Genomic DNA, 12,192 nt, shown 5'->3' with positions numbered 1-12,192 from the left:
GGACGCATCATGAACGACAAGAGCAGCAGCAACAGCACCCGCAGCCCGATCACCTGGGTGCCCACCTTGTACTTCGCCCAGGGCCTGCCCTTTTACGCGGTGGCCCTGGTGGCCGGCCTGATGTTCAAGAGCCTGGGCGTGCCGAACGACCAGATCGCGCGCTGGACGGGCCTGATCGGCTTTGCCTGGGTCTTCAAGTCGCTGTGGAGCCCCTTCCTCGAGCTGGCGCCCAGCAAGAAGACCATGGTGGTGCTGTTCCAGTTCGCCGGTGGCCTGAGCCTGGGCCTGATCGCCCTGGCCCTGCAGACGCCGCTGTGGTTCGCCGCCTGCATCGCCGTGCTGTTCGTCGCCGCGCTGGCCTCGTCCACGCACGACATCGTCTGCGACGGCCTGTACATCGCCAGCCTGTCCGACAAGCAGCAGGCGGCCTACGCGGGCTGGCAGGGCGCCTTCTTCAATGCGGGCAAGTTCATCTCGCTGGGCGGCCTGGTGATCCTGGCCGGCTACCTGGAAAAGCATATCGGCGTCAAGCCCGCCTGGTCCGTGATCTTCCTGATCATCGGCGCCATCATGCTGTCGCTGGCGACCTACCACCTGTGGTCGCTGCCGCAGGTGCGCAACGCGGCCGTGGCCGACAAGAGCGTGGCCGGCATCAGCCGCACCCTGTGGGACGTGCTGGTGGACTTCCTGAAAAAGCCCGGCATCTGGGGCATGATCGCCTTCATCATCCTGTTCCGCGCCGGCGAGGCGCAGGTGCAGACCATCGGCCCGCTGTTCCTGCGCGAAGCGCGCGAGCTGGGCGGCCTGGGACTGTCGACGACGGAAGTGGGCGCCGTGTATGGCACGGCCGGCACCGTCGCCTTTTTGCTGGGCAGCGTGGGCGGCGGCTACTTCACCTCCTGGCTGGGCCTGAAGCGCGCCATGTTCTTCCTGATACTGGCCATGAACTTGCCGAACCTGGTGTTCTATTACCTGAGCCACAGCATGCCCTCCGACCTGACCCTGATCACGGCCGCGCTGAGCATCGAGATGTTCGGCTACGGCTTCGGCTTCGTCGGCCTGATCCTGTTCATGATGCAGGTGGTCTCGGTCGGCAAGTACCAGACGGCCCATTACGCGTTCGCCACCGGCGTAATGCAGCTGGGCTTCGTGCTGTTCAAGATGATCAGCGGCGACATCCAGACGGCGCTCGGCTACAAGACGTTTTTCCTGTGGGTGCTGGTGTCGGCCGTGCCCGTGCTGGTCCTGTCGCGCTTCATGCGCATCGGCCCGAAGGAAGCCGCCGACCAACCCGACCTGACCAAGGCCGAGTCCCCACCAGCGCCAGCCAGCGCCAGCTAGGATAGAACCACTTCATGGCACATATCGTTTTAAAGAATATCGTCAAGCTGTATGACGACAAGCACCCGGTCATCCACGGCATCGACCTCGATATCGGCGACGGCGAATTCGTCGTCTTCGTGGGACCGTCCGGTTGCGGCAAATCAACCCTGCTGCGCATGATCGCCGGCCTGGAAGACATCACGGGCGGCGAACTGCATATCGGCGGCAGGCTGGCCAACGACATCGCGCCGGCCGAGCGGGGCCTGGCCATGGTCTTCCAGAGCTACGCGCTGTATCCGCACATGACGGTGTACGAGAACATGGCCTTCGCCCTCTCCCTGGCCGGGCATAGCAAGGCCGAGGTGCGCGCCGCCGTCGAGCGCGCCGCCGACATCCTGCAAATCGCGCCTTTGCTCAAGCGCAAGCCGAAGGACCTGTCGGGCGGCCAGCGCCAGCGCGTGGCGATCGGCCGCGCCATCGTGCGCAAGCCGCAGGTCTTCCTGTTCGACGAGCCGCTGTCGAACCTCGATGCCTCGCTGCGCGTGCAGATGCGCGTGGAAATCTCGCGCCTGCACCAGGAACTGAAGACCACCATGGTCTACGTCACGCACGACCAGGTCGAGGCAATGACCCTGGGCGAGCGCATCGTCGTCTTCAACGGCGGGCGCATCGAACAGGTGGGCAGCCCGCACGAGCTGTATAACAATCCCGGCAACCTGTTCGTGGCCGGCTTCCTGGGTGCGCCGAAGATGAACTTCATGCCTTGCGTCGCCGTCGCCTGCGGCGCCGCCACGGTGGCCGTGCGCCTGCCCGGCGGCGCCATGATCGAGGTGGCGGCCAATGGCCAGGCCGCGGCGCCCGGCGACCCGCTGACCCTGGGCGTGCGCGCCGAGCATGTGGCCCTGCACGCCGCTGGGGCCGATGGCGGCAACGTCGTCGCTGCGGCCGTCAGCCATGTCGAATACCTGGGCGACGTGGCCATCGTCTACGCCAGCGTGGCGGGCGTGTCCGAGATGCTGGCCGTCAAGCTGCCGGCCGAGGACGGGCTGCGCCAGGCCGGCGATGCGCTGTGCCTGCACCTGCCGCCGCCGCGCTGCCTGCTGTTCGATGCGGCCGGGCAGGCGCTGCCGCGCACGGTTGGCGCCCCGGCCCAGCCGTTTATGTGACAATAGCCGCTGTTTACCATGCTGCCGCCCTTTGACTTGTGCGGGCAGAATGGCAGAATGTGTGTTTTTTTTGACTCCCTGCCCCCCTTGCGACGCCGCCCATACCATGCCGCGGCAGCCAGTGTCGGTGTGTATCTTTGTTATTGATTGAAGGATTGACCATGTCCCAATTCCGTCTTGCCCGTCTTAGCCTGATCCTGGCCGCCATCGGCCTGAACGTCCTGCCTGCCCTGTCGCACGCCCAGGACGCGAAACCTGCGGCCGCCGCCGGCGCGCCTGCCGCCGCCCCTGCCGATACGGTGCGCCCTGAAATCTTCAAGCTGCTTGACCCGACGGCCGTGAAGGCGTCGATGGATGCGAAAAACTATGCCGACGTGCAAAGCCGCATCGACCAGGCCGCCGCCACGCCGGCGCTGACGCCTTATGAGTTGTTCGTGATCAACCGCCTGCGCGTGGCGCTGGCCTCCACCACCAACAATGCGGCCATGGCCATGACGGCGCTCGAAGCGGTGATCGAATCGGGCAAGCTGGATAAAAAATCGCAGGGCGATTTCATCCAGGCGCTGGCCAACTACCACTACAACGCCAAGGACTACCCGAACGCGATCAAATGGTTCACCCGCTACCAGACGGAAACGGGCGACGTGGCCACCGTGCGCCCCTACATCATCCGCGCCTATTACTTCAGCAACGATTTCGCGCGCGCGAAGCAGGAACTGACGACGGACCTGAACGCCAAGCAGCAAGCCGGCCAGAAGCCGACCCTGGAAGAGTTGCAATTGCTGGCCAATACGGGCTCGAAGAGCAAGGACCCGGCCACCTACCTGGTCGCCATGGAAAACCTGGTGCGCTACTACCCGTCCGACGACTACTGGACCGACCTGCTGGGCCGCGTGCAAGGCAAGGCCGGCTATTCCGACCGCTTCGCGCTCGATGTCCTGCGCCTGCAAAACCAGGCCGTGAGCACCATGTCGCCGGAAGACTATAGCGACATGGCGGAAATCGCCCTGGTCAATGCCTTCCCCACGGAAGCGAAAAAAGTCCTGGACGCCGGTTATGCCAAGGGCGTGCTGGGCACGGGCGCGAATGCCGCCAAGCACAAGAAACTGCGCGACCAGGCCAACAAGGCCGCCGCCGATGACGTGAAGAACATCGCCAGCGGCGAAGCATCGGCCACGAAAAGCAAGGATGGCACGGGCTTGATCAACCTGGGCTACGCCTATGTGACGATGGACCAGTTCGACAAAGGTATCGACCTGATCCAGAAGGGCATCGCGAAGGGCGGCCTGAAGCGTCCGGAAGATGCCAAGCTGCGCCTCGGCTATTCCTACGCCATGGCCGGCAAGAAGGATGAAGCGATCAAGGTACTGGAAACGGTCAAGGGCGGCGACGGCGTCGGCGACCTGGCCCGCTACTGGATCATGTGGCTGAACCGCCCGGCGACGGCAGCGGCCGCGCCTGCCGCAGCGGCAAAATAATTCCAGCCTGCCCAGCGCAGACGCAAGCGGTTCCCGGCACTGGTCGGGACCGCTTTTTTTTCGACCACTTTCCCCCCCGCACGCCATGCCCACCACCGTGACCCCGAGCGCGCACGAGCGCCTGACCAGCCTGGATGCCTTTCGCGGCTGCGTGATACTGGCCATGATCTGGGTCAACTACATCGCGGGCATGCCCGGCATCGCCTGGTGGCTCGAACATGCGGGGCCGCGCGCCGACGGCATCACCGTGCCCGACCTGGTCTTTCCCGGCTTCCTGTTCATGCTCGGCATGGCCATTCCGCTGGCCTTGCAGCGCCATTGCGGCCACGTCACGCCCGCCCTGCTGGGACGCCTGCTGTGGCGCTCCGCCAGCCTGATGTTGGCCGGCGTGGTGCTGGCGAATGCCTACCGCTACGATGCGCAGGCGGCGCTGCTGCCGCGCGCGCCGTATTTCCTGCTGTTTTATGTGGCCATGATGCTGCTGTGGCGCCAGGGCGCCGGCAAGCGGGAACTGGCCATGGGCGGCGCGCTGATGCTGTTCCTGTTGGCAACTTTTCGCGGGGAATTGAACAGCGAGTTTTCCAGCACCTGGCTGCAGCCGTCGTGGTGGGGCATCCTGGGCATGATAGGCTGGGCTTACCTGCTGTGCAGCCTGCTGTACCTGGCCTGCGGCGGCAACGGCACGGCGCTGATGGGCGTGTTTTCCCTGCTGATCGTGCTGTACATGGGCGGCACGGCCGGCAGCCTGGATTTTCTGCCGGCAGGCATCCGCGCCGTCGTCAACGTGCCGCAGGTGCTCGGTTCGACGGCGGCCAATGTGCTGGCCGGTACCCTGGTGGGCCGGCTGTTCCTGCGCGGCGCCGCCCTGGGCCATGGCCAGCGCATCGGCTTCATGGCCTGGTTCGCGCTGGGCCTGCTGGCGGCCGGCCTGCTGCTGCGGCCGTATCACCACATCAACAAGATCGCGGCGACGGAAGCCTACACCCTCGTGTCCAGCGCCCTCATCCTGGCCCTGTTCCTCATGTTTTACATCGTCATCGACGTGTGGCGCTGGCGCGCCTGGGCCGTGCTGCTGTTACCGGCCGGCACCAATGCCCTGTTCGCCTACATCGTGCCCGACCTGTGGGAACAGCTGGCGGCCGTGCTGCACCTGCCGCGCTTCTGGTGGCCTTATCTGGCGACGGGCGGCGCGGCCGGCCTGTGGAATGCGGCCGCCGTCACCGCCCTGATGATGGTCTTGACCGCGCTGGCCACGCGCCATGGCCTGACACTGAAGTTCTAGCGTTACACCTTGATGTAGATCTTGCGCCTGTCCATGGCGCAGGCGATCAGCCAGCACAGCAGCATGAAGCTGACGGCAAACAGCAGCGAGCCCACGCGGGGCGGCGCCCAGCCCGTGAACCAGTGCCGGTACAGCCACTGGTACAGATTGCCGCTGCCGGTGCGCACGGTAAACGCGATGATCACCAGCACTTCCGACACCAGGTAAATGAACAGGGTGTTCTTGCCGAAGACTTCAAAGAAGTAGGTCCAGCCCGTCATTTGACGCACGTCAATGATGAACATCAGCAACGCCAGCAGCAGCAAGTCCAGGCCGATGCCCAGCATCACGTAGGAGCTGGTCCACAGCTTCTTGTTGATTGGAAACACCTCGTTCCAGCACAGGGCCACGGCCACGCAAATGGCGCCGACCACGGCCAGCTGAACCAGGCTGGAGCGCAGCCGCGCCGGCGCCGCCTGGCGCACAAAGCTGCCCGCCAGGTAGCCGGCGATCACATTGACAATGGCCGGCAAGGTGCCGAGCACGCCTTCCGGATCGAAGGCAATGCCTTCGCCATGGTACAGATGGCTGTCGCCCAGCAGGAACAGGTCGAGCTTGGCCGGCGCATTGCCGTGCAGCGTATAGTCGCCCCAGGTCGCCAGGATGGCCCAGTAGCCGAGCAAGGCGCCGGCGCTGAAGAGCAGCGCGCCGCGCGTCTTCCAGTAATGGAGGATCAGGGCGGCGGCCAGGTAGCACACGGCGATGCGCTGCAGCACGCCGGGGATGCGCGTGTGCGACAGCGGCGACCAGGCGAACTGGCCCGCGTCGTCGATCTTGAAGAAGGGGAACCAGTACAGCAAAAAGCCCAATAGAAAGATCAGGGCGCTGCGCCGGCACAGCCTGGCCAGCACGGCGCCGTGCCCCAGGTGTTCATACTTGCCCAGCGCAAAGGCCAGCGCATTGCCGACGACAAACAGAAAGCTGGGGAACACCAGGTCCGTGAGGGTAAATCCATGCCATTCAGCATGCAAAAACGGCGCATACACGGCGCCCCAGTCGCCCGGGGTATTGACGACGATCATCAGGGCGACGGTCAGGCCGCGCAGGACGTCGAGGGCGAGGTAGCGTTGAGGTGCAATAGTCATGTCCAACAATTCCAAATAAAAAAAGCAGGCCCGCCGCTTGTGGCGGAAGGCCTGAAAAACGACGACGCCTGACAAAACCGTCGCAGCAGCTTGGGTCAGGCCTTAGCCACTACAGCTTGGCGCGCAGGCCAAGGTAAAACTGGCGGCCATTCGAATACAGGGCCGTCGGCTGGTCCTGGTTGGCGCCGTAATACTTGAGCACCGGATTATTCAGGTTCAGCACGTCGAAGGTCAGCGAATAGCGTTCGTCGATCTTGTAGTTGAGCGAGGCGGCCAGGTTGCCCACGCCATGCACATACTGGGGCGAGCTGCTGAACAGACCGGCCAGGAAGCTGGAACGGTAGGTATAGGCCAGGCGCGCGCTGAGGCGCTCGTCCTCGTAATAGCCTTCCAGGTTGTAGGTGCCGCGCGAGCTGCCCACCACGGCCGCGCCATCGTCCGCCTTGCCATTCGTATAGGTGTAATTGCCCACCACGCCGAAACCGCCCCACAAGCCCTGCTGGTAACTGAGTTCCACGCCCTTGTTCCTGGCGCCGATATTCGTCGGCGACTGGATCACATAGGTGTTGAATTTCTTGAAGGTATTATTGTAATAGCTCACGGGCGCCGTGCCGAACGTCACGTACGATTTCATGTCCATGAAAAACGCCCCCACGGACAGCATGGCCTTCGGCGCGAAATACCATTCCAGCGTGGCGTCGTAGTTGGTCGAACGTATCGGTTTCAGGTCCGGATTGCCGCCCGTGCCTGTCAGCAACTGGTCGTTCAGGTTGACGGCCCCCACCAGGGCGCTGTAGTCGGCGCGCGCCATGGTTTTCGCCACGGCCGCGCGGGCCACCAGGTCCTTGCTCAAGTCAAACTTGATGTTGGCGCTGGGCAGCACGTCCGTATAGCTATGCCGGACGGTGGTGGGCGTATACGTGCCGAAGATATTCTCCTGGCCGATGGGCTTTTCGCCGCCCGGCACGTTCGTCACCGTCGTCTGCTGCGTGCGCACGACGCGCACGCCCACATTGCCGCGCCACTTGTTGCCCGCCAGGTTGGCCATGATGTAGGCCGCGCTATCCTTTTCCTTCACGTCCAGCTCGGCCGGCCAGTTGCGCGAGTTCGGCCCGCCCGAATTGTCGTATTTATTAGCCCACGCCACCAGATCGGCCGGATCGAGCTGCCAGTAGCGGCCCTGGGCATTGCCGCCCAGTCCCTTGCCGTAATCGCCGGGATAGGTGCCGCCATTCCACTTTGGCAAGGGTGCCTTCGTCGTGCCGTCGCACACGGCGCAGCTGCGGTTTTCCGGCCACGACACGTTGCGATGGTGCTCCGCGTAGCGGGCGCCGAACTTCAGCGATTCGAGCACGCCATAATCCATGCTCAATTCGCCATCGGCCTGGCCGTATTTTTCCGTATCCAGGGTTTCCACGTGCGAGCCCCAGGCCGAGGCGGTCACCGCATTCGATAGCCTGGAAATGTCGAGGCCGGGGAACTGCAGCCTGGCCGGCGACAGGCCGTTGAGCTGGTAGGACACGCCCACGCCCGTCAGGCCCGCCTCGTAGCCGAGGTCGACGGGCGTTTCGCCGATGCCGCGCGTGTAGCCGAGGCTGCCCGTGATGCGCAGGCGCTCGCTGGCGCGGTAACTGCCGTTGACATCGACATACGCGGTCGACGAGTTCGAGCCGGGGCGGTAGATCTGGTCGACCAGGGCCGGATACAGCTGGCCGTTGTACGGCGTGCTGGCATTGGCCGCAGGAAACTGCGACGCGGGAAAATCGGCCGCCACCAGCGTGTTGTTCTTGATGGTAAACGTGCTGGGAATCACGCCCACGTGCTTGCCGTCATTGTCGACGGCATTCAGGTTGGCGCCCGGCTGGTTATAAAAACTGCGGTTGTAATTGGCCGCATCCAGTTTCGAATAAAAACCGTTAACATCAAGCATCAAATCAGCGCTGGGCTTGAATTGCAGGTCCAGGCTGCCGCCCTGGCGCTTGCGCACCTGCTCGAACAGGGCCGAGTTGATGCCCAGCGGCGCCAGCACGCCGGCCAGTTGCGGATGCTTTTGCGCGGCCGGGCTGTTGGCGTCGATGGCGCCATAGCCGAAGAATTCCTGGCCGTCGCGGCGCTCGTGGCGCTTCTCGGAAAACACCTGGAACAGCACGCCCATGGTCTTCGCCTCGTTCTTCCAGTTGAACAGGGCATTCATTTGCGGATCCGTCTTGCCCGGCAAGTCCGCATAGATGGCCTGCACGGCCAGCTCGGCCGTAAACGGCTGCTTGAAGCTCAGGGGCTTGCGCGTCTCGATATTGATGGAGCCGGCCACGCCGCCCTCCACCAGGTCCGCCTGCGCACTTTTTTGCACGGTGACGCGGCTGACGATTTCCGACGGCAGCAAGGCGAAGCTGACGCTGCGTCCCACCGTGCCCACCTGGTCCGTGACGAACCAGTCGCCGGTGCCCACGGCGTGGCCGTTGATCAGGGTTTGCGTCAGGCTGGGGCTGGTGCCGCGGATGCTCACCCGGTCATTTTCCGAGAAGCCGCCTTCGCCGCCGGCCGACGAGGAAATGTTGACGCCCGGCACGCGCTGCACGGCATCGGCGACGTTCTTGTCGGGCAGCTTGCCGATGTCTTCCGCGCTGACGACATCGATCACGGAATCGCTGTTGCGCTTCTGGCTCAGTGACTGCTCGAGCGAGGCGCGGATGCCGGTGACGACGACTTCCTGCATGGGGGCTTGCTGCGCCTGTGCCGCCATATTGATGGACAACAAAGCGGCAGCGGCGGCGATGGGATGTAATACGGGATGCAAACGACTGTTCATAGACTCCTCGTTATAGGTGCCCGCCGCGCTGGGCGACGGTTTTATGGATGAGTACAGACGGCAAACGACGGGGTGAGGCAGAACGGGACAGCGACCGGCAGCGGCGCCGAAAAAAAAGGCAAGCCCCCGGGTACCGGGACTTGCCTTGAAAAGACCGAGGAAGACCGTGCCTGACGCGGACGCGTCAGGCCAGATCGTCTTGCTTACAACTTGCCGCGCAGGCCAAGGTAGAAGGTACGGCCATTGCTGTAGAAAGCGCGTGGCTGATCCTTGTTTTCGGCGTACATCTTGATGGTTTCATTGGTCAGGTTAAGCGCATCGAACGTGATCGTGAAGTGCTCGTTGATCTTGTAGTTGAGCGAACCTGCCAGGGTGCTGCTGTCGTCGACGTGCTGGCTGGCGCCACGGTCCACGCCCGCCTTGTAAGCCGAACGATAGTTGTAAGCCAGGCGCGCGCTAAAACCGTGTGCTTCGTAGAAAGCGGTCAGGTTATAGGTGTTTTTCGACGCGTTCAGCAATTCGCTGCCATCGTTCAGCTTGCCATCGGCATAGGTGTAGTTGGCCAGTACGCCGAAGTCACCCAGCACCGGTTGCTGATAGCTCAACTCGATACCCTTGTTCTTGCCCTTGGTATTGTAGGACTCGGTCACCTGGAAGACCCTGTCAGCACCGACCTTGGTATTGAAATAGGTCGCGTTGACGTTACGTTGCGCCACGATCGAAGTCAAGTCCATGTAGAAAATACCGGCCGAGACCGCCGATTTTGGCGCGAAATACCACTCGGCGCTGACTTCGGCATTGTTCGAACGCACAGGATTGAGGTTGATGTTGCCCTTGGTACCACTCAGGGAATCCTCGTTCAGCGATACCGCACCGCCCAGCGCGCTATAGTCGGGACGCGCAATGGTCTTGGCCAAGGCCGCGCGCACAACGAGATCGCGGTTGACATCAAACTTGATGTTGGCGCTCGGCAGGAAGTCGTTATAGGTGCGCTCGAAGGTGTTTTGCGAGTAGGCGCCAAACGCGGAACCCGTGATCGGACCACCGCTGGAATTGACAGTGGTGGACTGCTTGGTATGGACTGCGCGCACGCCGAAGTTACCGCTCCAGTCATCGCCAGCCAAATTGGCCATGCCATAGACCGCCTGGGTTTTTTCCTGCAGCTTGAATTCATCGCGCCAGTTGTGGCGCGCTACGCGGTCAGGATTGCGGTTGCCCGGAATCGCCGCCCATTTTGCCAAGGCATCACCGTCATAGCGGAAATAGTTGGTCGGCAAATTACCGCCCAGGTTGGACCCGAAATTGCTCGGATACTGCGTACCGTTCCAGATCGGGCCGGCACTGTTCAAGCCCGTCGCGCCAGGACCCGTTTCAAACGGATGCTCGGCGGTACGTTTATGGTCAGTGAAGCGCGCGCCAAACTTGATGGAATCCCATATGCCGTTTGACAGGCGTAATTCGCCATCGATCTGGGTATACAGTTCCTTGTCGACCGACTGCGATTCCCCGCCACCGATCCATGCCGTGCCCAATGGCGCGGTAGTCGTGCCGCCCGGGTAGGAAACGGTAGCCGGGCTCATGCCATTGAGCGCATAGTTCATGCCGCCATCGACCTTGTTTTGGTAGTACACATCGTCACGGTCGTAGCCCACGCCGTGGGTCTTGCCCAGCTTGCCTGTAAAGGTCAGGTCCTTGCTGGCACGGTACTTGAAGTTGAAATCGAGGTAGTACGTTTCACCGCCTGCGTCAGGACGATAAATATTATCGACCTCGCCGGCATTCTGCTTGAAGTTCGCCGCCACGAGCGTGTTATTGCGCACCGTGTAGGAAGTCGGCACCATGCCCGCGTTAATCGAGCCACTCGGCGCGGCCAGATGGTTGGTGTTCGAATGCGGCGCCTTCAATTGCGAATAGAAGCCATTCAAATCCAGCGTCAGATCCTTGTTCGGCTTGAACTCGATGTCAAATGCACCGCCTTCGCGGGTTTTCTTTTGCTGGAAGAAACTCGCGCCGATGAAGGTCGGAGCCAGGACGCCCACCAGGTCAGGATGCGCCTTGGCGGCAGCCTTGTCGGCGGCAATCGCCGTGTAACCGAGGATTTCCTGGCCATCACGACGCACTTCCGATTTTTGCGAGAAGCCCTGAACCATGATCCCCAAGGTATTGTCGTCGTTTTTCCAGTTCACCATACCGGAGAATTGCGGCTGGGTTTTCTCCGACAGGTCATTGTAGTTGGCCTGAATCGAGCCTTCGGCGGTCAGCTTGTTCTTGAAGTCCAGCGGACGGCGGGTAATCACGTCGATCGCACCGGAAACGCCGCCTTCCACCAGATCGGCAGTGGCGCTCTTTTTCACCACCACCGAGCTCACCAGCTCAGATGGCAGCAGGGAAAAACTGCTGCTGCGGCCCACGTTGCCGCCAAACTGGTTCAGCACGAACCAGTCGCCGGTGCTGATGGCGTGGCCGTTGAACAGGGTTTGCTGCAAGCTCGGGCTGGTGCCGCGCAGGCTGACGCGGTCGTTTTCGCCGAAGCCGCCTTCGCCGCCGGCCGACGATTGGGTATTCACGCCTGGCAGGCGCTGGATCGCGTCGGCCACGTTACGGTCAGGCATCTTGCCGATATCTTCGGCGGTCACCACTTCCACCACGGAATCGGCATTGCGCTTTTGCCGCAGCGATTTCTCCAGCGATGCACGCACGCCCGTCACCGTCACGGTGGCGACATCCTCGGCCGGTGCTTCTTGCGCCTGCGCCGAAAAAGCCAGACCAGCGACCAGCACGGCAACGGCCGTGGCGATCGGCGTACGGCTACGCGATCCGGATTTCACTACGGCAGCTGCAAGTGTCAAATTGCGTTTCATGTACTCCCCCTTGATTTTGGCTCCAGGATTGGAACCTTTTCATTTTTAACGTAGGTCTTCTTTCCAGTCCCCCGCTCTCGCCGGTTGCCTGCAGACCCTTCGGCACAACCACTTACAAAACCAATTCAACGCCAATATACTACTATCCA

7 protein-coding genes are annotated in these 12,192 nt (G+C 62.6%); 4 read left to right on the top strand and 3 right to left on the bottom strand.

All coding sequences use genetic code 11. The annotated features are described in order from the left end of the window. Positions 1-9: 9 nt before the first annotated feature. From AC3RCJ_RS07640 to AC3RCJ_RS07625, 4 genes are all read left to right on the top strand, one after another. Complete coding sequence (locus AC3RCJ_RS07640; RefSeq protein ID WP_492960481.1) at positions 10-1,341, top strand: MFS transporter; 1,332 nt, start codon at positions 10-12, stop codon at positions 1,339-1,341. A gap of 14 nt (positions 1,342-1,355) precedes the next feature. After that, positions 1,356-2,489 (top strand): ABC transporter ATP-binding protein, encoded by a 1,134-nt coding sequence (locus AC3RCJ_RS07635; RefSeq protein WP_492960479.1) that lies wholly within the window; start codon positions 1,356-1,358, stop codon positions 2,487-2,489. 161 nt (positions 2,490-2,650) lie between these two features. After that, a complete protein-coding gene (locus AC3RCJ_RS07630) occupies positions 2,651-3,967 on the top strand; it encodes a tetratricopeptide repeat protein (RefSeq protein WP_492960477.1) in 1,317 nt (438 codons plus the stop codon). A gap of 85 nt (positions 3,968-4,052) precedes the next feature. After that, complete coding sequence (locus AC3RCJ_RS07625; RefSeq protein ID WP_492960475.1) at positions 4,053-5,249, top strand: DUF5009 domain-containing protein; 1,197 nt, start codon at positions 4,053-4,055, stop codon at positions 5,247-5,249. Between the two features lie 2 nt (positions 5,250-5,251). On the opposite strand, the gene AC3RCJ_RS07620 is transcribed toward AC3RCJ_RS07625, so the two are convergent. From AC3RCJ_RS07620 to AC3RCJ_RS07610, 3 genes are all read right to left on the bottom strand, one after another. Continuing rightward, positions 5,252-6,373: an acyltransferase family protein gene (locus AC3RCJ_RS07620; protein ID WP_492960473.1), complete on the bottom strand. Its 1,122-nt coding sequence runs from the start codon at positions 6,371-6,373 to the stop codon at positions 5,252-5,254. Between the two features lie 109 nt (positions 6,374-6,482). Further along, complete coding sequence (locus AC3RCJ_RS07615; protein ID WP_492960471.1) at positions 6,483-9,182, bottom strand: TonB-dependent receptor; 2,700 nt, start codon at positions 9,180-9,182, stop codon at positions 6,483-6,485. Between the two features lie 203 nt (positions 9,183-9,385). Continuing rightward, on the bottom strand, positions 9,386-12,010 hold the full coding sequence (locus tag AC3RCJ_RS07610) for a TonB-dependent receptor (RefSeq protein WP_492960469.1): 2,625 nt from the start codon (positions 12,008-12,010) through the stop codon (positions 9,386-9,388). Between the last annotated feature and the right edge of the window lie 182 nt (positions 12,011-12,192).

This window comes from Janthinobacterium sp. GW822-FHT07H11 (assembly GCF_058798615.1).
The sequence above is the reverse complement of the archived record's forward strand: the minus strand, read 5'-3'. Positions and strand labels throughout refer to the sequence as shown.

Excerpts from the sequence above, each read along its gene's own strand:
- AC3RCJ_RS07615 (WP_492960471.1), bottom strand. The coding sequence starts at position 9,182 with ATGAACAGTCGTTTGCATCCCGTATTACATCCCATCGCCGCCGCTGCC.
- AC3RCJ_RS07630 (WP_492960477.1), top strand. The coding sequence starts at position 2,651 with ATGTCCCAATTCCGTCTTGCCCGTCTTAGCCTGATCCTGGCCGCCATC.
- AC3RCJ_RS07635 (WP_492960479.1), top strand. The coding sequence starts at position 1,356 with ATGGCACATATCGTTTTAAAGAATATCGTCAAGCTGTATGACGACAAG.
- AC3RCJ_RS07625 (WP_492960475.1), top strand. The coding sequence starts at position 4,053 with ATGCCCACCACCGTGACCCCGAGCGCGCACGAGCGCCTGACCAGCCTG.
- AC3RCJ_RS07620 (WP_492960473.1), bottom strand. The coding sequence starts at position 6,373 with ATGACTATTGCACCTCAACGCTACCTCGCCCTCGACGTCCTGCGCGGC.
- AC3RCJ_RS07640 (WP_492960481.1), top strand. The coding sequence starts at position 10 with ATGAACGACAAGAGCAGCAGCAACAGCACCCGCAGCCCGATCACCTGG.